This is a genomic window from Archangium lansingense, assembly GCF_026626635.1.
Lineage (GTDB): Bacteria > Myxococcota > Myxococcia > Myxococcales > Myxococcaceae > Archangium > Archangium lansingense.
Genome location: NZ_JAPNKA010000001.1, coordinates 2,052,043 through 2,075,023 on the forward strand (window position 1 = coordinate 2,052,043; position 22,981 = coordinate 2,075,023).

Annotated in this window: 17 protein-coding genes; 10 read left to right on the plus strand and 7 right to left on the minus strand. The window is 69.8% G+C overall.

Annotation, left to right across the window (positions count from 1 at the left end):
- Window positions 1-90 precede the first annotated feature (90 nt).
- The 4 genes from OV287_RS08245 to OV287_RS08260 all read left to right on the plus strand — a co-directional run bounded on the left by OV287_RS08245 (window position 91) and on the right by OV287_RS08260 (window position 4,913).
- Entirely contained in the window at window positions 91-1,620 is a 1,530-nt protein-coding gene (locus tag OV287_RS08245) for a lipopolysaccharide biosynthesis protein (RefSeq protein WP_267533439.1), read from the plus strand.
- Window positions 1,617-2,813 (plus strand): glycosyltransferase family 4 protein, encoded by a 1,197-nt coding sequence (locus tag OV287_RS08250; RefSeq protein WP_267533440.1) that lies wholly within the window; start codon window positions 1,617-1,619, stop codon window positions 2,811-2,813. The genes OV287_RS08245 and OV287_RS08250 overlap by 4 nt, the downstream gene beginning before the upstream one ends.
- A gap of 109 nt (window positions 2,814-2,922) precedes the next feature.
- Window positions 2,923-4,002 carry a polysaccharide pyruvyl transferase family protein gene (locus OV287_RS08255; protein ID WP_267533441.1) on the plus strand — a complete coding sequence of 360 codons (1,080 nt, stop codon included), beginning with the start codon at window positions 2,923-2,925 and terminating at the stop codon, window positions 4,000-4,002.
- 44 nt (window positions 4,003-4,046) lie between these two features.
- Window positions 4,047-4,913: an FkbM family methyltransferase gene (locus OV287_RS08260; protein ID WP_267533442.1), complete on the plus strand. Its 867-nt coding sequence runs from the start codon at window positions 4,047-4,049 to the stop codon at window positions 4,911-4,913.
- Between the two features lie 84 nt (window positions 4,914-4,997).
- On the opposite strand, the gene OV287_RS08265 is transcribed toward OV287_RS08260, so the two are convergent.
- The 5 genes from OV287_RS08265 to OV287_RS08285 all read right to left on the minus strand — a co-directional run bounded on the left by OV287_RS08265 (window position 4,998) and on the right by OV287_RS08285 (window position 13,202).
- On the minus strand, window positions 4,998-8,390 hold the full coding sequence (locus OV287_RS08265; RefSeq protein WP_267533443.1) for an RCC1 domain-containing protein: 3,393 nt from the start codon (window positions 8,388-8,390) through the stop codon (window positions 4,998-5,000).
- Window positions 8,391-8,463: 73 nt separating this feature from the next.
- A complete protein-coding gene (gene istB / locus OV287_RS08270) occupies window positions 8,464-9,231 on the minus strand; it encodes an IS21-like element helper ATPase IstB (RefSeq protein WP_267533277.1) in 768 nt (255 codons plus the stop codon).
- A complete protein-coding gene (gene istA / locus OV287_RS08275; RefSeq protein WP_267533444.1) occupies window positions 9,212-10,726 on the minus strand; it encodes an IS21 family transposase in 1,515 nt (504 codons plus the stop codon). Before istA ends, istB begins: the two co-directional genes overlap by 20 nt.
- A gap of 9 nt (window positions 10,727-10,735) precedes the next feature.
- Window positions 10,736-11,065, minus strand: a complete 330-nt coding sequence (locus OV287_RS08280) for a hypothetical protein (protein ID WP_267533445.1) — start codon at window positions 11,063-11,065, stop codon at window positions 10,736-10,738.
- A gap of 943 nt (window positions 11,066-12,008) precedes the next feature.
- On the minus strand, window positions 12,009-13,202 hold the full coding sequence (locus OV287_RS08285; RefSeq protein WP_267533446.1) for a glycosyltransferase family 4 protein: 1,194 nt from the start codon (window positions 13,200-13,202) through the stop codon (window positions 12,009-12,011).
- Window positions 13,203-13,374: 172 nt separating this feature from the next.
- Here OV287_RS08285 and OV287_RS08290 point away from each other — a divergent pair, with 172 nt between their 5' ends.
- The 3 genes from OV287_RS08290 to OV287_RS08300 are packed head-to-tail and all read left to right on the plus strand — an operon-like array spanning window position 13,375 to window position 15,895.
- Entirely contained in the window at window positions 13,375-14,859 is a 1,485-nt protein-coding gene (locus OV287_RS08290; protein WP_267533447.1) for an MraY family glycosyltransferase, read from the plus strand.
- Window positions 14,856-15,770 carry a nucleotidyltransferase family protein gene (locus OV287_RS08295; protein ID WP_267533448.1) on the plus strand — a complete coding sequence of 305 codons (915 nt, stop codon included), beginning with the start codon at window positions 14,856-14,858 and terminating at the stop codon, window positions 15,768-15,770. Before OV287_RS08290 ends, OV287_RS08295 begins: the two co-directional genes overlap by 4 nt.
- Window positions 15,770-15,895 (plus strand): hypothetical protein, encoded by a 126-nt coding sequence (locus OV287_RS08300; protein ID WP_267533449.1) that lies wholly within the window; start codon window positions 15,770-15,772, stop codon window positions 15,893-15,895. The genes OV287_RS08295 and OV287_RS08300 overlap by 1 nt, the downstream gene beginning before the upstream one ends.
- A 45-nt stretch (window positions 15,896-15,940) precedes the next feature.
- Here the strand turns inward: OV287_RS08300 and OV287_RS08305 are convergent, their stop codons facing one another.
- Window positions 15,941-17,281 carry a DUF418 domain-containing protein gene (locus tag OV287_RS08305; protein WP_267533450.1) on the minus strand — a complete coding sequence of 447 codons (1,341 nt, stop codon included), beginning with the start codon at window positions 17,279-17,281 and terminating at the stop codon, window positions 15,941-15,943.
- Window positions 17,282-17,470: 189 nt separating this feature from the next.
- On the opposite strand from OV287_RS08305, the gene OV287_RS08310 reads away from it, so the two are divergent.
- Window positions 17,471-18,442, plus strand: a complete 972-nt coding sequence (locus tag OV287_RS08310) for a nucleotidyltransferase family protein (protein WP_267533451.1) — start codon at window positions 17,471-17,473, stop codon at window positions 18,440-18,442.
- 87 nt (window positions 18,443-18,529) lie between these two features.
- Window positions 18,530-19,828, plus strand: a complete 1,299-nt coding sequence (locus tag OV287_RS08315; protein ID WP_267533452.1) for a UDP-glucose dehydrogenase family protein — start codon at window positions 18,530-18,532, stop codon at window positions 19,826-19,828.
- A gap of 44 nt (window positions 19,829-19,872) precedes the next feature.
- Here the strand turns inward: OV287_RS08315 and OV287_RS08320 are convergent, their stop codons facing one another.
- Window positions 19,873-20,250 carry a hypothetical protein gene (locus OV287_RS08320; RefSeq protein ID WP_267533453.1) on the minus strand — a complete coding sequence of 126 codons (378 nt, stop codon included), beginning with the start codon at window positions 20,248-20,250 and terminating at the stop codon, window positions 19,873-19,875.
- 105 nt (window positions 20,251-20,355) lie between these two features.
- Between OV287_RS08320 and OV287_RS08325 the strand changes: the two genes are divergently transcribed.
- Window positions 20,356-22,971: an O-antigen ligase family protein gene (locus OV287_RS08325; RefSeq protein ID WP_267533454.1), complete on the plus strand. Its 2,616-nt coding sequence runs from the start codon at window positions 20,356-20,358 to the stop codon at window positions 22,969-22,971.
- Window positions 22,972-22,981 lie beyond the last annotated feature (10 nt).

Below are 22,981 nucleotides of genomic sequence, written 5' to 3' on the forward strand. Positions count from 1 at the left end.
GGCCGCCCGGAGGAGGGGGGGCCTGGCGTCATTCAGGCGAGGTTGGGACTGCTCCCGGGCCGGGCGATGGCAGTATAGGAGCGTCCTTCTATGAGCCGAACACGCCGCTACCTCCGTGGCATGGGGGTGGGTTACGCCTACCAGCTCCTCACCATGGGGGTCGGGCTCTTCCTGACCCGATTCCTGCTGGAGCGTCTCGGCTCCGAGCAGTACGGCCTGTGGCTCGTCGGCTTCCAGTTGCTCAGCTGGCTGCTGCTGCTGGACGTGGGCGTCATCGCCTTGGTGCCCCGGGAGCTCGCCAGCGCCACCGGCCGCGCGGACGGCCCCGAGGCCACACCGCGCCTGGTGGGCTTCACCCTGCGGCTGGCGTTGATGCAGTCGCTGCTCGTTGGATGCGCGGCGCTCGGCCTGTGGTGGCTGCTGCCCTCGGACTGGGAAGCGCTGCGCCCGGCCTTGGGCCCCACGCTGCTGGCCTTCGTCCTCTTCTATCCGCTGCGCATGCTGTCCGCGCTCCTCGAGGGACTGCAGGACCTCGCCTGGCTCTCCGGCGCGCAGATGGTGGGCTGGGCCGCGGGCACGGGGACCACGGTAGGGCTGGTGCTGCTCGGCCACGGGGTGGTGTCGCTCGCGTGGGGATGGATTGTCCAGCAACTGCTGCAGGCCTCGTTGGCGGGCGTGCGGCTCGTATGGCGCCACCGGCATGTGCTGCCTCGGCGGCTGCCCCGGCTCGAGCGGACCGAGGTGCTCGGTTGGTTTCGCCGGGGCGCTTGGGTCACCGTCAATCAGCTCGCCACCGTGCTGCTCACCGGGACGGACCTGTTGCTGGTGGGCAAGCTGCTCGGCCCCGAGGCCGCCGTTGCCTACGCGTGCACCTCCAAGGCGGTGTCCATCCTCATCCACCAGCCCCGCATGCTCGTCAACGCCGCGCTACCTGGCCTCAGCCAGATGAGGACCGGCGAGTCCCGCGAGCGCTTGCTGCAGGTGTGCACCAGCCTCGTGCAGGCCTCGCTGCTCGTCAGTGGCCTGCTCACCACGGGCGTGGTGGCCGCCAATGGTGCCTTCGTGGGCTTGTGGGTCGGCCCAGACAAGTACCTGGGCTTCGGCGTCTCCGGGCTCATTGCCCTCAACATGCTGCTGCGGCACTGGAGCGGCGCCACCGCCATGGCCACCTTCGCCTTCGGTGACGAGCGCCGCATTGCCCTCACCGCGCTGGCCGACGGGCTGGTGGCCCTCGTGGTGGGCGCGGTGGGCCTGCAACTCCTCGGCTTCATCGGTGCGCCGCTCGGCACGCTCGCGGGCCTGGTGCTGGTGAGTCTCCCGGGCCACCTGCGAGCGCTGGCACGTCACTCCGGCGTCTCCCTGGGGCAGTTGCTCCAGCCGCTCATCCCCTGGTTCTGGCGCACCGGGGTGGTGTTGGTGCTCGCTACCACGCTGTCCCTTGCCTGGGCGCCCGACCACCTGTTCGGCTTCATCACGGTGGGGGTCGCCGCCGCGCTGCTGTACGGGCTCGTGGTGGGCCCCGCCGCCTTTGTCGGGCCGCTGGAATCCTACGTGCGGCCCAGGTGGAACGCGCTCTCCGCGCGCCTGTCTTTCTCCAACAAACCCTCTGGGACGGTATGAGCGACGGCCAGCGCATCCTCCTCGTCGCGCGGCACCGCGCAGTGGTGGGCGGAGTGGAGTCCCACCTGCGCACGCTGCTGCCACTCCTCCAGGCTCGCGGCCACTCCCCTGGGCTGCTCGTCGAGCATGACGCCGCCCCCGGGCAGGCGCGCATCGATGAGGGGCTCGGCATCCCCGTGTGGAGCACTGCCGCGCTCGGACGCCAGGGGGTGCTCGAGGCCGTGGCGGGGTGGCGGCCCGACCGCGTCTACCAGCATGGCGTGCAGGACCTCCGCCTGGAGGAGGCGCTGCTGGAGCGCTACCCCGCGCTGCTCTTCCTCCACGCCTACTACGGCACGTGCATCAGCGGGATGAAGCGCCATGCCTTCCCCCGGCCCGTGCCCTGCCAGCGCGTGCTCGGCCCGGCGTGCCTCGTGCACTACCTGCCGCGCCGCTGCGGCGGACGCAGCCCCCTCACCGCTCTGCGCGAGTACCGCTATCAGCAGCGCCGCCTCGCCCTCGCTCGCCGCTACGGCACCGTGGTGGTGGGCAGCCGCGCCATGCGCGAGGAGTACCTTCGGCACGGACTCTCCGCCTCCCAGGTGGTGTGCGTGCCCCTGTTTGGCGATGGGGCGCCGGACCCCGAGCCTCCCGCCTCGCGGCCTCTGTCCGGGCAGGTATTGATGGTGGGGCGGCTCACGGAGCTGAAGGGGGGCGTGGAGCTGGTGCGCGCCCTGCCCGAGGCCCGTGCGGCATTGGGCCGCGAGCTGGAGCTGGTGGTGGCCGGGGATGGTCCGGAGCGCCCACGCATGGAGGCGGAGGCGGCGGCCCGGCGCGTGCCGGTGCGTTTCGCGGGGTGGGTTGATTCGGCCGGGCGGGAGGCGTTGATGCGGCGGGCGGACCTGCTCGCGGTGCCCAGCGTCTGGCCCGAGCCCTTCGGCATGGTGGGTGTGGAGGCGGGCGGCGTGGGCCTGCCCTCGGTGGCCTTCGCGGTGGGCGGCATCCCCGACTGGTGCGAGCCAGGTGTGTCCGGTGAGCTGGCCCCGGGTGACCCGCCCACGTCCGAGGGCCTCGCGGGTGCCATCGTCCGGGCGCTCGCCGATGCAGGCCACCATGCGCGGCTGCGCGAGGGGGCCTGGCGCATGGCTGGACGCTTCAACGCCGGAGCCCATGTGGACGCGCTGTGTGCGCTCCTGGCGGCCGCTGGGCGGTAGCGCGCGTCTGGATGCACGGCCGCTCTCCCGCCACTGGAGCGGTGCGAGGCCCTCATGCCGCTCGCGCGAAGGGGCGCGGTGTGGCAAGACGGGCAGAGTCCTCCCACGTATGCGCTCCCTGCTCGACTCCGTCCATCGCAACGTCATCGCCGTCCAGGAGCGGCTTGTTCCTCTCCTCGAGGGACGGCCTCGTCTCGCGTACGTGGGCGGCCATGGCTTCCAGAACCTCGGGGATGATGCCCTCTTCGAGGCCGCTCGGCAGGTCCTTGATGGCTTCCACGTGGCCACCTTCCGCTTTCCTGCCCGGGAGATGCGCCTGGCGCGTTTGGGGCTGTCCGGATCGCGCTACTTCCAGCAGTTCATCCTCGGCGGAGGGACCTTCATCAACCCCTATGGGTTACCCGTCGCCCGTACGGCTCTCCGGCAGGGGCTGCCCGCGTGGACGCTGGGGACCGGGGTGGGAAGTGCCGGCTTCAACATGAAGCCCCGGCCGGAACTGCTGGAGTGGCGCGAGCTGCTGCGGGACTTCCGGGCCGTGGGCGTACGTGGCCCCCTCTCGAAGGCTACGCTCGATGCGCTGAACGTTCCACGGGTGGAGGTCATTGGCGATCTCGCCCTGGTATTCGCTCGCGAGGCTTCCGAGCCGCCCGCGCTCCCTCGCCGGTTCGCCGTCAACACCATGCTCTCCCCTCCAGGAGAGAAAGAGGGCTACCCCGACGAGCGATTGGACGGGCTGGCACGTGCCGTCCAGCACTTCCTGGCCCAGGGGTGGGAGCCCGTCTTCGTGGCCATGCACGACTGGGATGCCCTGTGCCTTCGCCGTCTCGCCGCCACGGTGGGCCGGGAGGGGGCTGTCATCCATGAGCCCAAGACGGCCGAGGCGTACATGCGGCTCGTCGGCCCGTGCACCCTCACGCTCACCGTCCGCCTCCACGCCGCCGTGCTCTCGTGCTGCGCAGGGACGCCGCCGCTCATGCTCGGCTACCGTGAGAAGTGCCTCGACTTCATGGCCTCCCTGGGGCTGGAGGCCTGGCATGTGGATCTGTCCTCGCCGGAGCAGGACATCTTCTCCCGCGCGCTGGCGCTGGCCGAGCAGGCGGATGGGCTCCGGGCCACGATCCTGGCGCGGGCCCAAGAACGGCGGAGGAGCATCCAGGAGTACGTACACACGCTGCTCTCTCCGCCTTGAGGTTGCTTGAGCCCTTCTGGGTGGAAGCCTATAAGCAGAGCCCCATGCGGATGCCTTGGTGGATGCAGGCGCTCAAGCGCCGGGTGGCGATTCCTCTTCTCTGCCGGATGAACCCCGAGGTTCAGGTCCAGGTGAACGGCAACCTGATGAAGGTGGACCTTCGGGATGAGATCATCGGCACCTTGCTCTACGTCGAGGGTGACTATGAGCCCGAGTTTCGCCGGTTGACGGAGCACCTGGACCTGGACGGCAGGGTGTGCCTGGACGTGGGCGCCAATATCGGCCTGCACACCCTGACCCTGAGCCGCCGGGTGGGGCCGCGTGGCAGGGTCATCGCCTTCGAGCCGGAGCAGCACAACCACGACCTGCTGCGCGAGAATCTGCGCCTCAACCACGTGGAGAACGTGGAGGTGCGCCGCGAGGCGGTGGGTGACCGCATGGGCTCCGTGCGCATGGCGCTCCACCCCTACAACTACGGCGATCATCGCGTGGCGCGCGAGGGCGCGGCTGCCTCGGGGCAGGAGGTGCCGCTCACCACGGTGGATGAGGCGGTCAAGGACATCCCAGACGGGGAGATCCGCCTGGTGAAGATCGACGTCCAGGGCTACGAACAGAACGTGCTCGAGGGCATGCGTAGGACGGTGGCGCGCAATCCCGACCTGGTGCTCATCCTCGAGGTCTTCCCCGAGGCGCTCCAACAGGCCGGCTCTTCCGCTTCCAGGCTGGTGCAGACCCTGGTGGACCAGGGCTTCGATGGGTGGGAGATCCACCAGCGCCGGCTCATCCCCCTGGGCGAGCCCTGGGTCTATGACCAGATGTGGAATGGCTGCGAGACGAACCTCGTGCTCTCGCGAGACACCGCCACGCTGAAGCAGGCCGTGGGGCGTTGCTTCGGCCGCACGCTGCCCTGACGCGGCCACACCCGCCCATCGGTTCACGGCGGATGCCGTGAGCGAGCCGGGCGGGCGTGGAGGGCCCCCGTGAGCCGGGGGGCGTCAGGGGAACGAGACGAGACCCGGCGACTTGCGGTAGGCCATGTCGCCGTTGCCGAGCATGCCGTACAGGTTGTTGCCCCAACTCCAGACGGAACCATCGGAGCGCAGGGCCGTAGTGAAGGTGATGCCTCCGGAGATTCCTGTCGCGTTCCCGAGCCCCACCTGCACCGGTGCGATGCGCGTGACGGCCGTCCCATCGCCGACCTGCCCATGCGACGAGTTCCCCCAGGCCCACACGGAGCCGTTGGTCCCCAGGGCGAGGGAGTGGTTGGCGCCGGCGAAGATGGCCGAGATACCCGTCAAGGAGGACGCCTGGACCGGGGTGGCTCGCGAGAACTGGGTGGCGTCTCCAAGCTGGCCATAGACGTTGGAGCCCCAGCCCCAGACGGTGCTGTCGGAGCGCAGGGCCAGTGAGTGGCGCTCACCTCCGGCGACCGCCGTGATGCCCGTCAGATTGGGAATCTGTACGGGAGAGAGGCGCGAGGTCGTGGTGCCATCGCCGAGCTGATTCCACAGGTTGTCACCCCAGCCCCAGAGGGTGCCGTCGGAGCGCACGGCCAGGGAGTGGCCGTCCCCTGCGGCAATGGCCACGACGTCGGTGAGGCCGATCACCTGCATGGGGATGTTGCGTGGGGTGGTGGTGCCATCGCCGAGCTGGCCGAGGGTGTTCCGCCCCCAGCTCCACACAGTGCCGTCGGAGCGCAGGGCGAGGGAGTGGGCGATGCCCAGGGCGAAGGCCGTGATGCCGCTCGGCAGGGGCGTCTGTACAGGGGTGGTGTGCCGGATGAGGGTTCCATCACCGAGCTGTCCCTCGTTGTTGGCGCCCCAGCCCCAGATGGTGCCGTCGGAGCGCAGCGCCAGTGCGTGGTAGGCGCCCGTGGCGATGAGCGAGATGTTCGTGAGTGAGGGCACCTGGATCGGCAGGGGTCGATCCGTGTTGGTTCCATCACCGAGCACCGAGAGGTAGTTCTGGCCCCAGCCCCAGACGGTGCCGTCGGAGCGCAGGGCCACGGTGTGGTTGCTGGCTGACTTGATGGAGACGACGTTACTCAGCTGGGCCACGGCACCTGGGGCCGCTACGACGCTGGCCGGGTCATTCCCCAACTGGCCGTACTGTCCATCACCCCAGGCGCGGATCGTTCCATCCTCGTGGAGGATGACCGAGTGATAGGCGCCGCATGCAACGGCGGCGACGTTGGTGAGACCGGGCACCTGCCGCGGAAGGCGGGTGTGATTGAGGGTCCCGTCGCCGAGCTGCCCATAGAAGTTGGTACCCCAGGTCCAGCTGGTTCCATCGGCGCGCGCGACCAGCATGTGCGCGAAGCCGGCGTCCATGGAGACGATGTTGGACATGCCGGGGACCGGGCCGGGAGTGTTGCGCCCGATGTTGGTGTCATCTCCGAGCTGGCCGTCATGGTTGCTACCCCAGGCCCAGAGGGTGCCATCGGTGCGCATGGCGAGGGAATTGCCAGGAGTTGCGACGAGGAGTTTGACACCCGAGATGCCCTCGACCAGCACGGGCAGGTTGCGCTGGGTGGTGGTGCCATCACCGAGCTGGCCAACGTTGTTGTTGCCCCAGGCCCAGATGGAGCCATCGGCGCGCAGTGCCAGGACGTGGGCGCCACCCGCGGACAGGGCCACGACATCCGTGAGCCCCATCACCTGGGTTGGGACGAGACGGTGCTCGATGGTGCCATCACCCACCGTCCCATCCCGGTTGTAGCCCCAACCCCAGACGGTGCCATCGGCGCGCAGCGCCACGGAGAAGCGGCCACCCGCGGAGATGGCCACCACGTTGGTGAGCCCCTGCACCTGCACGGGAGTGTTGCGCTGGATGCGTGTCCCGTCGCCGAGCTGGCCAGCCTCGTTGGCCCCCCAGGACCAGACCGTGCCGTCACACCGCAACGCCAGGGAGAAGTAGTAGCCAGCCGACGCCGCGGTGATGCAGGAGAGCCCCTGTATCTGCACGGGGCCGGGGCGATGGACGCTGGCTCCATCGCCGAGCTGGCCGAAGGTGTTGTGGCCCCAACCCCACACCGTGCCATCGGCGCGCACGGTCACGACGTGGCTGTGGCTGGAGGAGATGGGGATGGAGCCAGGAGTGCCCCGCACCTGCATCGGAGTGCTCACCCACCGGGTACCAACGCCGAGCTGTCCGTGGAAGTTGTCGCCCCAACCCCAGACGGTGCCGTCGGCACGCAGTGCCAGGGAATGCTGGGGGCCCGTGGCAAGGGCAGTCATGCCGGAGAGGATGGGCACCGGGGTGTTGCGCTGGGTGGTGGTGCCATCGCCGAGCTTTCCGTTGGCGTTGTCACCCCAGGCCCAGACGGTGCCCTGGGGGCGTAGTGCGAAGGAATGGAGATGCCGGGAGACCACCTTCGCCACACCGGAGAGGCCCGCCACCTGGGCAGGCGTGAAGTGCGGGGTGGTGGTGCCATCACCGAGCTGGCCGTAGGTGTTGTCACCCCAGGCCCAGACGGTTCCGTCGGAGAGTACGGCCAGGGAGTGGTGGAGACCCGCCGCGATGGACACAGAGCCCGAGACACCCGAGACCTGGGCGGGGGTGGGACGCGCGAAGGTGGTGCCATCGCCGAGCTGCCCGTTGAAGTTACCACCCCAGGCCCAGACGGTGCCGTCGGAGCCCAGGGCCAGGCAGTGATAGGTGCTGGTGGCGATGGCCACGATGTTGTTGGGAAGCCCGGGGAGCTGTACTGGCACGGAACGGCTGGTGAAGGAACCATCACCGAGCTGGCCGTAGGTGTTGTCACCCCAGGCCCAGACGGTGCCGTCGGAGCCCAGCGCCAGGGAGTGATGGGCCGCGGCGGCGACGGACGAGATGCCCGAGAGACTCGAGAGCTGGACGGGGGTGGAGCGCTGGGTGGTGGTGCCGTCACCGAGCTGGCCGTAGTCGTTGCGGCCCCAAGTCCACACGGAGCCGGTGGCGCTCACGGCCAGGGAGTGGCCGGAGCCCGTGGCGATGGCGGAGATGCCAGAGACGCCAGGAAGGAGGACGGGGGACTGGCTCGGGATGGTGGTGCCATCACCGAGCTGGCCATGGGTGTTGTTGCCCGAAGCCCAGACGGAGCCGTCGGAGCCCAGGGCGAGGGAGTGCTCGTCTCCCGTGGCGAGGGCCGAGATGCTGGTGAGGCTCGGGGCCTGTCCAGGCGACGCGCGAGTGCTGCTGACACCCTGACCGAGCTGGCCGTAGAGGTTGTAGCCCCAGGCCCAGAGCGTGCCGTCGGCGCGCAGGATGAGGGAATGGGAAGAGCCGGCGGAGATGGCTTCCGTGTTGGAAAGACTGGCCACCTGGATGGGCGAGGCGCTCGCGGCGGTGGTGCCATCGCCGAGCTGGCCGTAGTTGTTGTAGCCCCAGGAGAAGATGTTGGCGTTCACGAGGAAACGCGGAAATTTGGACTGGGACGCTGGAGGTGTGCCGGGGGTCCGGCATCCCGGTCCGAGGTGAGGCTCAGCGCTTGGACTTCGCCCTCCTGGTCGTCGCGGCCTCCTCGGCCTCGCGGCGGCGGTAGCTCTCGCCTTCGATAGCGAGGACGTCCGCGTGGTGGATGACGCGGTCAATCAGCGCGGTGGCGCACGCGGCGTTGGGAAAAATGGTCGGCCAGTCCGAAAACGCCAGATTCGTGGTCATCACCAATGAGCGTTGTTCATACCTGCGCGCCACGACTTGAAAGAGGAGGTCCGCGTTGCGCGCGTCGTAGGCGAGGTAGCCCATCTCGTCGATGACGAGCAGGCTGGTGCGGCTGGTGTAGTGGCGCAGGCGGCGGTCCAGTGCGCGGCTGGTGTCCTGGGCGCCCAGGTCGAGCAGCAACTGGGAGGCGGTGACGAAGAGAGCGGAGTGCCCCTTGAGGACGGCCTGGTGGGCGATGTTCTGCGCGATCATCGTCTTGCCCAGTCCCTGAGGGGCGACAATGACGACGTTGCGCGCGCGCTCCAGGAAATCCAGGCGCAAGGCGGACTCGACGGCCTCGCGGTCAATCTTCTTGGGCCATCCCCAGTCGTAGTCCGCCATGGGCTTGAAGCGGCCAAGGCGGCTGCGAGACAGGCGCCGCTCGAGACTTCTGCGGCCGCGTTCCTTCTGCTCCTCGTCGGCCAGGTGCTCCAGCAACTCGGTAGCGCCCCATCTGGCCTTCGTGGCGCGGGCGATGAGGTCCGCGAGGCCCTGGGAGGTGGCGTGCAGTCCGAGGGAGGCCAGGCGGTCAGCGAGTGGAGTCGTCATCGGCGGAGTCCTTGTTAAGGAGGCGGTCATAGTCGGCGAGGGAGTGGGGGCGGGTGCGGGAGGCGGCGATGCGCGGGTCATCCGGCAGCACCACGGTGAGTGGTGGAGGCTGACGCTGGCGGCGAGCGCGCTGGTCCAGGAGGTGGGCCACGGCGGGGGCGCTCACCGCCCCCTTGCGCAGGGCCTCGGCGAGGGCCTCATCCAGGGCGCGTGCGCCGTGGAGCGTAAGTAACTTCAGCAATTGAGCAGTGTGGTGTGACAGCGAGAGGTCGCGCTGGGCGAGGGCCGCGAGGAAGCCCTCTGCCTGCTGGCAGGAGGCGCGCAGCAAGTCTCGGCCGCGCAGCTCGTGCGCGCGGGCCTTGGCGTCGGCGAGGGCGGCGAGGTGGCCGGGCTGCTCCAGGGTGCGGCCCTTCTCGAAGCAGCGCGGGTGGGAGGCCACCTCCTCGGAGCCGTCCAGTACGCGTACGCGTGTCTCGGAGGCCACCAGGGTGAGGGGCTTCTTCACCAGGGTGTGTGGAATGGAGTAGTCGTTGGAGTCGAAGCGCACGTAGGGCGTCTTGCCGGAGGCGACGGGGCGCACCACGTCCGTGGGAAACGGGTGTGCGGGCAGGGGCAGCAGCCGCGGGCGTTCCTCCTCGAGGGCCGTGGCGACGGTGCGCCCGGTGACGTCGCCGGGCAATTGGCGCGCGTGGGCCACCTCGGCCGCCCACCGCGCCGCTTGAGAGTTGAGGTCATCCACGCCGCTGAAGGTGCGCGCGGCGAAGAAGGAGTCGCGCAGGTAGCGGATGGTGCGCTCCACCTTGCCCTTCTCGTTGCCGCGGTAGGGGGCGCAGGGCTTGGGTGCGAAGTGGTAGTGGCCGGCCAATTCCAGCAGGCGCGGGTGGAAGCGGATGGCGTCGCCGGCGCGCTCGAGCACCACGGACTTCAAGTTGTCGTACAGCAGCGCGCGCGGCACGCCCCCCAGCGCCTGGAAGGCCAGCACGTGGCCCCTGAGGAAGCTCTCCAGCGTCATGTCGAGGAAGAAGCGCGCATAGAGGGCGCGGCTGTGGCCCAGCACCATGACGAAGCAGCACAGAGGGCGGCGCGTGTTGCCCACGGACAGCGTGCCGAAGTGTCCCCAATCCACCTGGGCCTCCTCGCCCGGAAGCGTGCTGCGGCGCAGGAAGGCCTCGGCGCGAGAGGTGGGACGCACCGTGCGCACGTAGCGGCGCACCTGGAGCGGGCCACCCACGTAGCCGCGCGCCTTCACCATGTGGAAGAGGCGCATGGCGGTGAGGCGTGGGTGGGCCTCCAGGGTGGCTTGGATGAAGCCCTTGTAGGCATCCAGCAGCGTGGGCCTGACGGACTTCACCCCCGTGCCGCTGACGCGCTCGAGCGTCAGGGCGCGCCGGACGGTGTCGTGGTGCACGCTCAGCTCGGAGCAGATGGTGCCCACCTTCCAGTGCTCGGCGAAGTGCAGTCGGCGGATGCGGGCGGCGAGTTCGGGGGAAATCATGGGCCCACCTCACGGCGGACGGGCAGCCCTGAAGCGCCGGCCCACGTGGGTGCGCGCAAGCGTGGTGTGGCGCAGGAAGGGACTCTGACGCCCGCACGAGGTGCAGGCGGGGATGGAGGGCGGCGGTGCATGCGGCAGTGGCCTCGCTGCGCTCGGCTCCGCGGCCACCTGCGTGGCGGCCGGGGCCGGCGCGACGGGCACACTGGCTGTCCGCGCCACGGCAGCGGGAGACTGATGCGTCACTTTCTGTCGCCGCCGCTCCCGCCAGGCCGCCTGCCGCGCGGCATGTGCGTGCCGTCCGTCCCGGGTGCGCTGGTAGCGCGCACCAGCCGCGCGCATTGACTCCGCCCGCGCCCTTCGACTGCACGGCGGCCCGCAGTAGCGCTGGCCACGGTCGCACGCAGAGCAGAGGAAGAACACCTGCCGACACTCGGGCCGGCCGCACACCACGAAGCGCAGCGCCTCCACGACACTCCTGCGCGCGCCGGCTTCTGGCGCCGCGCCCCGGAGTGCGCTACCTCTTCCTCACCGGCTCGCCCCTCTCGCACACCAGGGCGCGCCTCCAAGGAGGGCCCTCCAGCCGCTACTGGTGGGCCTTCCGTCTTTTCAGGACGCGCGCGACCGTGGACTCCACCGGCGCACTCTCCCCCCCTCAACTTCTCGGCCACACCCATCTCAGGGAGTGGTCTTGAAGTCAGGCAACTCCCGGCGACCCATGACCAGGAACCTGCGCTTCCTGGTGACCATCAACACGAACACCGGCGTTCCAGATATTGATGCTCGGAGAAAAGTCCCGTCTCCAGGGGATTATCAGCAGAATCACCTGCTGCCAGGGTTCTTGATTCAGCCTAGTGGAAAGGTATTTGAGTACCCCACTGTTATCCCTCTTTATAAAAATGTCCCAATTCCGTAACTGCAGGTGGGGGGGCTTGATGCTAGCCCTCACGTCTTTGGCCTGTCGTCATGTAGGAACCCATGACATGAGCCCTCGGGCCAGCGCCCTCGATGGGCTCCATCGGCGCTGCGAGGTGCATGGGCGCTGTTCGGAGGGCCAGCGCTGCATGACCTGGGGCTTGGGCGAGATCGCCACTTGCGAGATTGCATGTTCCGAGCACGCCGATTGTCCCGCTCCGACCCTCTGTCGGGGGGAGCTCTATCTGGATGGGCCCGGTTCGGTATGCATGGAGTCTGGTGAGCCACCTGTGATGCCGGAGAAGTCCGCACTGTCTCTTCCGAATTTCACCACTCAGGGCTGACCCCCGGAGGGGACCGCCAGCCTTGATCAGGGCGCGACGGACTCGAACCACGTGCGCAGCCGGGCCTGAGGGTCCGCCGCCATGCGGGCCTCGACGGCGGCGCGCGCCAGCTCTCCCATGCGCGGCAGCTCGGAGCGGCGGCGAATGGCTTCCTCCAGCGTGGCCACGAGCGCCTGCTCATTGGCGGCGGGGATGACCCAGCCCGTGCGGCCGGGCTCGACCCAGGCGGCGGCGCCACACGCGTCCGTCACGACGACGGGCAGCCCGCTGGCCATGGCCTCGCCCACCACGAGCCCGAAGCCGTCCTCCAGTGTCGGCAGCACGAAGAGCTCGGAGCGCTGGTAGACGGGGCGCGGGTCTCCCGGAGCCGCCTCTAGCTGGAGCCCCTCGCGCTCCCGCTCGAAGAGCCGCCGGGACACGCGGTCTCCCGTAGCGCCCACGAGATGGAGCTGCACACGCCCGGCGCCCACCTGGCGCACTGCGCGCAGCAGGTAGTGGAAGCCCTTGCGCACGTCCATCGAGCCCACGAAGCACACGCGCAGCGGCCCCTCGGCGGCAGGCCGCGTGGCCGGTGGGCGGAAGCGCTCCACATCGATGAGCTGGTCGAGCACGGTCACCTTCGCCGCGGGTACGCCTCGGCGGACCATGGAGTCGCGAGACCACGGGGAGGAGACGCGGATGGCACTGGCGAGCGTGTACTCGCGCTCAATCCGCCGTACGGCCGCGGAGGTGGGGTGTCCCAGGTGGGGGCGGCGGGCCTGGCGCCATGTCTCGCGGACGTAGACGTCCCGGAAGCCAGCGATGTGTCCGTTGGGATTGTCGACCACGCAGGGCACGCCCGTGCGCCGGGCCCACTCGAGCGACTCGAGCCCCACCTGGGTGAATGCGTACAGCCGCGAAGGGCGCAGCTGCTCCAGGCGGGCTGCGGTCCACTTCCCGAGGTGTTCATCATGGTGCAGTTGGAGTGCCCCGGTGAGCCACCGGTAGGGCGTCCACCGCTGCACAGCCGCGAGCAGGGTCCGCGGAGGCGTGTGCCAGACGACGCCAGGGAGAGCGGCCAGGCGGGCGTCGGCAGGAGGAGGCCCGAGCACGTGGAGTGGTGTTCCCGCCTGTGAGAGCGCGCGCAGCACGGTGGCGGCGAATCCTCCGAGCCCGCCCGAGCCCGCGGCGGCACCACAGATGAGGGCCGTGCTCGAGGTATGTGTGCTTCCGCCTTGCATTCATTCCCCTTACCCAATTCCAACCTGGCGCAACAGGACATGAACCCAGAGTGCACGTTTACCGGCTGCCGGCTCCTCCAGCATGCAGGCAACACAGACGTGGCACTGAGGGACATTGACGCTCCGCGCCAGCCCCGCCACCATGCCCGGCCCTGGGGATGGAGGTCGAGAGATGATTACCTACCTGGTCGCCTTCCTCGTCGCACTGATGGTGGCCCTGGTGCTGACGCTGGTGGTGCGCAACCGTGCGCTGGCCTGGGGTCTGCTCGACCAGGCCAACTCCAGCCGCAAGGTACACGTGCGGCCCATTCCGAGGCTGGGTGGCATCGGCGTGGTGGGCGGCTTCTTCGCGCCCCTGTGCGCGCTCTTCCTGGTGGACTCGGGCGTGGGCTACCACTTCCGCTCGCACACGGACCTGGTGTGGGGCTTGTTCGGGGGCGGACTGGTGGTGGCGGGGCTGGGCCTCTATGACGACCTGCGCGGCGCGGGCGCGAAGCTGAAGTTCAGCGTGCAACTGCTGCTGGCGCTCGGCCTGTACGTGCTCGGGTTCCGCATCGAACTGATCGCCAACCCCTTCGGGCCACCGGTGCCACTGGGGTTGCTGGGCCTGCCCTTCACCGTACTTTGGGTGGTGGGCGTCATCAACGCGCTCAACCTCATCGACGGGCTGGACGGGTTGGCGGGCGGGGTGGCCTTCTTCGGGGTGGGCACCAACTTCATCCTCGCGCTCAGCCGCGGGGACGTGCTGCTGTGCCTGGTGATGGCGGCGCTGGCGGGCGCCATCCTTGGCTTCCTCGTGTTCAACTTCAACCCAGCCTCCATCTTCATGGGGGACACGGGCAGCATGTTCCTGGGCTTCGTGCTGGCGGCTGTCTCCATCAAGACGAGCGCCAAGAGTGGCACCGCGGTGGCCATGGTCGTGCCGGTGATGGCGCTAGGTCTGCCCATCATGGACACGCTGCTGGCCATGGTGCGGCGCACGGTGCTCGGCCGGCCCATGTTCAGCGCGGACAAGGAGCACATCCACCACCGGATGATGAGCCGCATGGTGCTCAGCCACCGCTCGGCGGTGCTGGTGCTCTACGGCTTGTGCGCCCTCTTCACCCTGACGGCGCTCGGGCTGCATTGGGCCAACACCGCGCAGAGCGCCATGCTGCTGACGGGCATGGCCGTGGTGGTGGCGGTGCTGATGCGCAAGCTGGGCTATCTGGACCTGCGGCATGCTGGCGGCGTGGGCGAGGCCCGGCGCAAGAACATCCGGCTGCGTTCGCTGGTGAAGGATGTGACGGATGCGGTGCGCGTGGGAGAGCGGGTGAAGGACCTCTGGGACGCGGTGCGCCCGCTGTCCGACGCGCTCGAGGTCTCCCGTCTGGAGTTGCGCCTGGAGCGTCAGCGCGAGGGTATCCGGGATGGCCTCACCTTCGAGACGCACCGGTCCGCGGGCTCGGCGCTGCCGCTGGAGGTGTTCCTGGAGGTGAAGGGCGGGGACGAGGCGCTCGGTCGCCTCACGATTGTCTGGAGCGACGGGCGCTCGGAGATCAACCGTGACGAGGAGCTGGCGCTGGAGCTGGTGGCGGACGCGGTGGGAGAGCGGGCCGCGAAGCTGCTGGCCCGGGCGGAGGCGGATCCCCAGCGTGTCGTCGCGATGCGGCGGTGAGTAGCGTGGGGGCAGGGGCGCTCCTGGAGGTGCTCCGGGCCTGGCCCGAGGCTCCACGTGACGCCATGCCCGTGGACGCGCAGGCCCTGGTGAGTGCGGCGGCCCGGCATGGGCTCGCGGGCTTCGTGCAGCACGCGCTGGGGCGCTCGGGCCTGACGCTGGACGAGCCGGTGCGCACGAGTCTGCGCCGCGAGGCTCTGGCCCAGGCCGCTCGGGGCATGCGGGTGAAGACGCTGCTGATGCGCAGCCTGGACGCACTGGCGGCCGTGGGCGTGGTGCCGGTGCTGCTCAAGGGGTACGGATTGGCCCTGCGCCTCTACCCGGAGCCGCTACAGCGGGCCACCACGGACGTGGACCTGCTGGTGGCGGACGCGGAGGTGGGGAAGGCGTCGAGTGCCCTGGTGGGACTGGGGCTGAGGCCGCTTGGAGAGGCGGCGGCGGCGCATGCGCGAGCGCACGAGCACCACCTGACGTTCACCGGTGCGGCGGGGATGGTGGAGCTGCACTTCCGCGCGCTGGTGGGGTACGGCCAGACGCTGGAGGCGGAGGCGCTGCTGGCTCGTGCGGAGGAGGCCGTACTGGAGGGCCGGCGCGTGCGCTATCTGCGTGCGGAGGACGAGCTCGTGTACCTCGCCATCCACGCGAGCAACCACCTGTTGCAGCGGTTGGCGTGGCTCTTCGACCTGAAGCTGCGGGTGCTGGCGAGCCCGGGGGTGGACTGGGGACGGGTGGTGGAGGTGGCGAGGGGGACGGCCTTCCCGCACCTGGCCTGGTACGCGCTGGAGGCGGCGCAAAGGCTGGTGGGAGCCCCGGTGCCGCAGGAGGTGCTGGCGGCCCTGGCTCCACCTGCGTGGCAGCGGCGGATGGCCGCGCGCTTCTTCACGCTGGGCGGCTGCTGGAGACGGAGCTGATGAACCACAAGCCGGCGTGGGTGGCGGCCAAGCTGCTGCTCGCGCCCCGGCTGCTGCCCATGGCGCGCTACACCCTGCGCCGGCTGCGGGAGGACGGGCTCGCGGCGCTGCGCCCGGCCCCCTGAGCTCGGGAGGGCCGGACTGTGCCTCTCGACTTCACCGCGTGGGTGTCAGATGGCCGTAGCGGCCGCGGCGGTGGGGACCACGGGCTGACGCATCGGCTGAGCCTTGCCGTACGTCAGCGAGCGCCACACCCACTCGGCGGGGCCGAAGCGGAAGCGCGCCAGCCACCAATGGCTGATGACCGTCTGCACCGCGAAGACAGCCAGCGTGAGCCCGATGGTCGTCGCGGGGCTGATCTTCCCGATGAGCCCCAACCCGAAGCCGTAGTACATGAAGAGGCTGATGACCGTCTGGCTCAGGTAGTTCGTCAGCGCCATGCGGCCCACGGGGGCGAGCACCATCAGCCGCCGCTGCCACGCCTCTCGCTGGAAGAGGAGCACGAGCCCCGTGACGTAGACAGTGGCGACGCCCACCTCGTTGAGCTGCCGCACCGGGGACAGGAGGATCGTCCACGACGCCTGCGGATCGATCATCTTCTGGCGCATCATGTACCCCACCACGATTCCGACCGCGCTGGCGACCACGCTGATGCCCAGACTCCAGCGGAACAGCTTGCGGAAGAATGGCAGGTGCTGGGGCGCGTCGTGGAAGAGGCGCCGCCGCCCGGCCACGAGCCCGAGCAGGAACCGGCCGAACAGGGCGAACAGGAAGGGCCCCAGGTTCTGGACGAACTGGCCGAAGTAGTAGCGGGCGTTGGCGCGCACCACCTCGAAGTAGGTGCCGCTCGTGAAGGACGCCATCGTCTCGGCCTTGAGCTGGTTGGTGCGCTCCATGGCCGCCTTGGCCGCCTCGGCCCCAGCCTCCGCGCCACCTCCACTCAGCAGCACCGGCAGGACCTTCATGGCGCTGGTCACCACCATGGGCGCGACGAAGATGAGGACGGCGGCCCAGATGAGCAGCGTCTTGTCACCGCGCTTGCGGAACAGCAGCAGCGCGAAGCCCAGGGCCGCGTAGGTGCTGAGGATGTCGCCGAGCCACAGCCCGAACAGGTGCGCGCACCCGATGAGGAACATGATTCCCAGCCGCCGCATGTAGAGCGGGGCGATGGCCGCACCACGCGACTCGGCCCGCATCATCTGCACGGAGAAGCCCAGGCCGAAGAGGAACGAGAAGATGGTGACGAACTTGCCGAAGATGAGCGTCCCGTTGGTGTACATCAGGGCGGTGTCCAGCCACGACGCCGAGGCCATGGCGGCTTCCATCTGCGGGCGCGTCAGGTAGGCACGGCCGGAGAACCACATCACGACGTTGGAGATGAAGACGCCGCACAGCGCGAAGCCGCGCAGGACGTCAAGCAGGGCGAGTCGCTCGCTGCTGTCGACCGGGCGGGCTTCGGCCTGTGGAGCGGGAAGGGACGAGGGCGGTTGGCTCATGGCGGGAAAAGGCATGCCGAACTTGTGCCAGCCTGCCCCTATTCCCTGCAGCCAGGTGACCCCCCGGTCCAGCCCCCTCCGGCTGTCCGTATCCGGACAGCGCCGTTCCATATCCGGACAACCCCGCCCCGAAGGCCGCGATGTGACAGGCCCGGCGGCTTCCGATTGCGTCATGTACGTGGGAGTCGTTAAAGCTGCGGCGCCATGGCCATCAGCCTCCTCGACACCGTTCGCGTCCTCTCCTCCTTTGACCCGCCCCGTGGCTCGCTGCGCGGGGCCCCCTGGGAGGAGTACGTGGATTGGGCCATCGCGCAGGGTCTGGCGCCGCTGGCCTCCTACAACCTCCAGTACCGCCTGCCCGGAGCGGATGCGCCGGAGTGGGTGCGTGACCGACTGCTGAGCGTCTACTCGGGCTCGGTCAACGACAACGTGATGAAGCTCGTCAACTTCAAGCGCTGCGTGGACGAGCTGGAGGGCCGCAAGCTCCTCCTTATTGGCGCGGCCGCCTTTGCCGACACGCTCTACCCTCATGTGGGTTTCCGCCCCGTGCTGGAGCTCCAGGTGTTGCTGCGGCGCATGGACGTGGATGGCTTCGCCGGCTACCTCGCCCAGCACGAGTTCCGTCCGGAGCCCGATGAGCCGGCCCATGGCGCGCTCAAGGTGGTGTCCGACGGCCGCACCGCCATCTTCCTCTATGCGGACGTGCTCGGCGCCGATCGCCGCGCCGAGGTGCAGGGCATCTTCGACCGGGCCAGGCCCATGAAGATGTATGGCCCCTCCATGTTCCGTCCGGACCTGGAGGACGCGGTGCTGCTGGTGTGCCTGGAGCAGGCGCGTGAGGGCTACCAGGTGCCCTGGCTGTCCTTCTTGGACCTGCGCGAGCTGATGACGGGGGCGCAGTCGATGGGGGGCGTCTACTCGCGCCCCGTGGACGTGGCGGTGCTGCTGGAGCGGGCGAAGGCGTGGCGGCTGGAGCGTGCCCTCTACACCTCCCTGTCCATCGTGGCGCGGCTCTTCCCCGAGACGGCCGAGGGGTTGAAGCCGGCGCTGCCGCCCCTGCGCCGCGCCACGCGCGAGCTGCTCGAGCGGCTGGTCGTCCTTCCGGCGAGCGAGCCGGGGAAGATGAGCCATATCCGCGGCTCGGAGCGGCTGCGCCGGCTGCTCACCGGTCAGTGAGGCGAGGGGTGGACCGCTACTGGCCTCTTCCCCCCGATGCCTGTCCCGGCGTAAGAGCATTTCCTGCTGCTTCTAGCCAGGACGCTCATGCATATCGCCATCATTGGAACCGGCTACGTGGGACTGGTCGCGGGTACCTGCTTCGCGGACTCGGGTAACGACGTCATCTGCGTGGACATCGACGCACGGAAGGTCGCCCAGCTCCAGCAGGGTGATGTTCCCATCTACGAGCCAGGGTTGGAGGAGCTCATCCGCAAGAACACGCGGGACCGGCGCCTGAGCTTCACCACGGAGCTGGCCCCGGCGGTGGCGCGCTCCCAGGTGGTGTTCATCGCGGTGGGCACGCCCGAGGGCGAGAGCGGTGAAGCGGACCTCCAGTACGTGCTGGCGGCGGCGGAGCAGATTGGCCGGGCCATGCGGCAGTACACGGTGGTGGTGGACAAGAGCACCGTGCCGGTGGGCACCGCGGACAAGGTTCGCGAGGTCATCTCCCGGGTGACCGAGGTGGAGTTCGACGTCGTCTCCAACCCCGAGTTCCTCAAGGAGGGCGCGGCGCTGGACGACTTCCTCAAGCCGGACCGGGTGGTGATTGGCGCCGAGTCGGAGCGGGCGCGCAAGGTGATGGGCCAGCTCTACGCGCCCTTCGTGCGCACGGAGAACCCCATCCTCTACATGGACATGCGCTCGGCCGAGCTGACGAAGTACGCGGCCAACGCGATGCTGGCCACGCGCATCTCCTTCATGAACGACATTGCCGCCCTGTGTGAGCGGGTGGGTGCGGACGTGGACTTCGTGCGCAAGGGCATGGGCGCGGACAAGCGCATCGGCTACCCCTTCCTCTTCCCGGGCGTGGGCTACGGCGGAAGCTGCTTCCCCAAGGACGTGAAGGCGCTGGTGGCCAAGGGCCGCGAGCAGGGGCTGGAGTTGGATTTGTTGCGCGCGGTGGAGCGCACCAACGAGCGGCAGAAGAAGGTGCTGGTGCAGAAGGCACTGAAGCACTTCGGCTCGCTGGAGGGGCGCACCTTCGCGGTGTGGGGCCTGGCCTTCAAGCCGAAGACGGACGACATGCGCGAGGCCCCGTCCGTGGAGGTCATCGAGGGCCTGCTGGCCAAGGGAGCCAAGGTGGCGGCGCATGATCCCGTGGCCGAGCGCACCGCGCGCCGCGTGCTGGGTGACCGCATCCGCTACACGAACGTGCCCTACGAGGCGCTGGAGGGCGCGGATGCGCTCTTCGTCGTCACCGAGTGGAACGAGTTCCGTCACCCGGACTTCGACCGCATGAAGTCGCTGATGAAGTCCCCGGTCATCTTCGACGGTCGCAACATCTACGACCCGTCGCGGATGCGCGAGCTGGGCTTCACGTACATGGGGCTCGGCAGGAAGTAGACCCCCACCCCAACCCTCTCCCAGCGGGAGAGGGGGGGCTTGGCTCAGCGCGCCAGACCGCAGGCCTGCTTGCCCTCGTCCGTCAGGAGGAGGTCGCAGGTGTTCCGGTCATTCGAGTCGATCCTGCAGGTATCCAACCGCGCCTGGCAGGTATCGAGCTCCTCGTCGGTCGTCTCGATGTTCCGCTCGCGGTCGGCTACCGCCTGGATGCATTCGTCCCGCTGGAACTGTTCGACGCAGTCGCAGAGTCGCTCCGACAGCTCCCGGCACGGACTCTTGCAACCGGCGAGGGCGAGCAGGGCGGAGAAGAGCAGCGTGATGGTGGCGGAGCGGCGCATGGGGTGGGCGAAGATGCCAGAAGGCGCCCGGGATGCAAGCAATGGCAGCCGGAAGGTCGGATGGTAGCTTCTTCGTCTGCTCACTTTGCGCTCTCCTTCTGAGCAGGCGGGCGGGTCCGCTCTCCCCGGGTCCGGCGCCGTCCACTTCCGGGCGTCTCCCAGGACCCGTGACATACTCGGGCGCCCTCCATGTCCCCCGCGTCCCACTCCCGCTCGCGCACGTCCAGGTACACCCTCGGTGCCGAGGGAGCAATGGCGGTGCTGCTGGTGCTGCTGCCCCTGTCGCTCGGGAGCGCGCCCACGTGGGTGCACGGGCCCCTGGTGGTGCTCGCGGGCCTCGCCTTCGTGCTGGCGTGTGTGGGGGCCTGGCGGCAGCACCGGTCGCTGCACCTGCCCCTGCTCGCGCTGCCCCTCGGAGCGGGGGCGCTGCTGTGCCTGCTGCAGCTCGTTCCGCTGCCGCCAGGGCTCCTCGCCGTCCTCAGTCCCGAGGCCGCCGAGCTGCGCGACTTCGTCCTCGTCCCCCTGGGACTGGACGGCTCGCGGCCCCTGTCGATGGATACCCCGGCCACCTGGCGTGAGCTGGCCAGGCACCTGGCGTACCTGCTCATCTTCGTCGCCGCCGTGCAGGTGTGCCGCTCCGGACGCTCGCGCCGCCGGCTGTTGACCACGCTCGCCTTCACGGGGGCGGCGGTGTCCGTGCTGGGCCTGCTGCACGCACTGCTCGGCGTCGACAAGCTCTTGGGCGTCATCTCCTTCGTCCACGCGCGTCCGCCGCTCGTCACGCCCTTCGGCAACCCCAACCACCTCGCGGCCTTCCTCGGCCTGTCGGCCACGGTGTCCTTGGGGCTCGCGCTCTCCAGCGAGGGGCGGAGGCGTGCGGCGCCCTACGTGCTGGCCACCGTGCTGGGCGGAACGGGCGTGCTGCTGTCCCTCTCGCGCGGGGGCATCGCCTTCTTTGTCTTCGGCATGCTCGCCTTCGCGCTCCTGTTGCTCATGCGCCGTGCAGGGACGGAGCGAGTCCTCTCGTGGCGCCGGGGTGGCGCCGTGCTGCTGTGTCTGCTCGCGGTGCTCGCGGTGGGGGGGCAGGTCGCCTCCGAGCGGCTCGTGGCCGAGCTGGAGACGGCCGACAGCGTGGCGGAGCTGCGACACAGCAAGCTGGAGCAGTGGCCCGTCCTGGCCTCGGTCGCGCGGGCCTACCCGCTCGGCCTGGGCCGCGGCGCCTTCGAGTCCGTCTTCCCTCGCTACCAGACACGGCCCGTCATCAACACCTCGACGCACCCGGAGAACGCGGTGTTGCAGCTCGCCACGGAGTTTGGCGTGCCCGGGCTGCTGCTGCTCGTCGTGGGGTTATGGGGCTTTGGCCGGCTGCTGCGCCGGGAGGGGTTGGGCGCGGCGGAGCTGGCGGTGCTCGCGGGGGTGGCGGCGCTCGGGCTGCATGACCTCTTCGACTTCAGCCTGGAGCTGCCCGCGAGCGCGGTGGCGGCCTGGGTGGTGCTGGCCAGCGTGGCCCGTCCCGAGGACCGGAAGCGTGCCGAGGCCTCGCGTGGCCATGCGCCCCTGCGCGGGCTCGCGGCGGGAGTGGCCCTCACCGTGGTAGCCCTGCTGGCGCTCGTCCCTGGCCGGAGCACGCTGGAGACGGCGGAGGCGGAGCTCGGAGCACTCGTCGCCGCGCGAGCCCCGCTCGAAGAGGTACGCGCTCGCGGGCTGGCCCTCATCGACCGGCATCCGGCCGACCATGCCCTGCAAGACCTGGTGGGCCTGGCCTACGCGAACGCGGGACGTGAGGGCGCGGCCGAGGCCCTTGCCTTCGCCAACCGTGCCCTCTACCTGAACCCGGTGGATGCGCGGGCCCACCGCGTGGCCGCGCGCGCTCTACTCAACCTGGGACGTCGCACGCAGGCCTTCCTCGAGTACCGGCTGGCCTTCGAGGCCGGGGACCGGGGGCTGCTGTGGCGCGAGGCGCTCGGGCGGGCGCGGACCCTCGCTGAGCTACAGGCCCTCACGCCGGACGCGGCTCGGGAGGTGGTGCAGTTCGCCTCCGAGCTCCAGCGCGCCGGGCGCCACGAGGAGGCCTTGCCCTGGCTCGCCTGGGCGTGTGAGCGCTTCGACGCAGCGCCGGAATCGGTTCAGCTCTGGGAGCATGAGGCCCGGGTGCGGCTCGCTCGGCGCGAGCTGGCGGAGGCCGAGGCGGCCAGTGCGGAGGTGTCCCGCCGGGCCCCGGACGCGCTCTCTTCGTACCTGCTGCGCGCGGACGTCCTCCACGCGTTGGGCCGGAAGGATGAAGCGCTCGAGTCGCTCGAGGCGTTGGGCCCGCGCTTTCCTGGCAATGTGGAGCTGGCCTTCACGCTCGCGCGGCTGCAGGTGGACCTGGGGCTGACCCGGCGCGCGAGGGAGTCGCTCCAGCAGGTGAGCCCCTTCGTGTCCAACCTGTCGCAGCGGGCCCAGATCTTCATGCTCGAGGCCGCCAGCTACGAGAGGGAGGGGCTGCGGACGCGGGCGCTGGAGTCCTGGAAGTCCGTGGTGCGCATGCAGCCGGGTCCGGGTGCCTGGTTCAAGGTGGCGCGCCTGCACGAGTCGCTGCACCAGTTCGACGCCGCCGCGCGGGCCGTGCGTGAGGGCGTGCAGCTGCTGCCAGAGGCACAGCGCGCGGAAGGGGAGGCGTGGGTGGCGCGCCTGGAGACGGCGGAGCGCCAGCGTGTGGAGGCTCGGCGCCGGGAGCGGGGTGGCTCGGGCGCGGATTCAATCCTCCTGCGAGCGATGGGCGCGGACGAGGACCTGGGGACGGTGGAGGGCGAGGAGCCCTGAGTCAGACAGG

What these genes read in the sequence shown, in the direction of transcription:
- OV287_RS08250 (WP_267533440.1), top strand. Translation starts at nt 1,617, where the DNA reads ATGAGCGACGGCCAGCGCATCCTCCTCGTCGCGCGGCACCGCGCAGTG.
- OV287_RS08260 (WP_267533442.1), top strand. Translation starts at nt 4,047, where the DNA reads ATGCGGATGCCTTGGTGGATGCAGGCGCTCAAGCGCCGGGTGGCGATT.
- OV287_RS08310 (WP_267533451.1), top strand. Translation starts at nt 17,471, where the DNA reads ATGGCCATCAGCCTCCTCGACACCGTTCGCGTCCTCTCCTCCTTTGAC.
- OV287_RS08325 (WP_267533454.1), top strand. Translation starts at nt 20,356, where the DNA reads ATGTCCCCCGCGTCCCACTCCCGCTCGCGCACGTCCAGGTACACCCTC.
- OV287_RS08280 (WP_267533445.1), bottom strand. Translation starts at nt 11,065, where the DNA reads ATGCGCGCGGCTGGTGCGCGCTACCAGCGCACCCGGGACGGACGGCAC.
- istA (WP_267533444.1), bottom strand. Translation starts at nt 10,726, where the DNA reads ATGATTTCCCCCGAACTCGCCGCCCGCATCCGCCGACTGCACTTCGCC.
- OV287_RS08255 (WP_267533441.1), top strand. Translation starts at nt 2,923, where the DNA reads ATGCGCTCCCTGCTCGACTCCGTCCATCGCAACGTCATCGCCGTCCAG.
- OV287_RS08315 (WP_267533452.1), top strand. Translation starts at nt 18,530, where the DNA reads ATGCATATCGCCATCATTGGAACCGGCTACGTGGGACTGGTCGCGGGT.
- OV287_RS08290 (WP_267533447.1), top strand. Translation starts at nt 13,375, where the DNA reads ATGATTACCTACCTGGTCGCCTTCCTCGTCGCACTGATGGTGGCCCTG.
- OV287_RS08305 (WP_267533450.1), bottom strand. Translation starts at nt 17,281, where the DNA reads ATGCCTTTTCCCGCCATGAGCCAACCGCCCTCGTCCCTTCCCGCTCCA.
- OV287_RS08285 (WP_267533446.1), bottom strand. Translation starts at nt 13,202, where the DNA reads ATGCAAGGCGGAAGCACACATACCTCGAGCACGGCCCTCATCTGTGGT.
- OV287_RS08245 (WP_267533439.1), top strand. Translation starts at nt 91, where the DNA reads ATGAGCCGAACACGCCGCTACCTCCGTGGCATGGGGGTGGGTTACGCC.
- OV287_RS08300 (WP_267533449.1), top strand. Translation starts at nt 15,770, where the DNA reads ATGAACCACAAGCCGGCGTGGGTGGCGGCCAAGCTGCTGCTCGCGCCC.
- istB (WP_267533277.1), bottom strand. Translation starts at nt 9,231, where the DNA reads ATGACGACTCCACTCGCTGACCGCCTGGCCTCCCTCGGACTGCACGCC.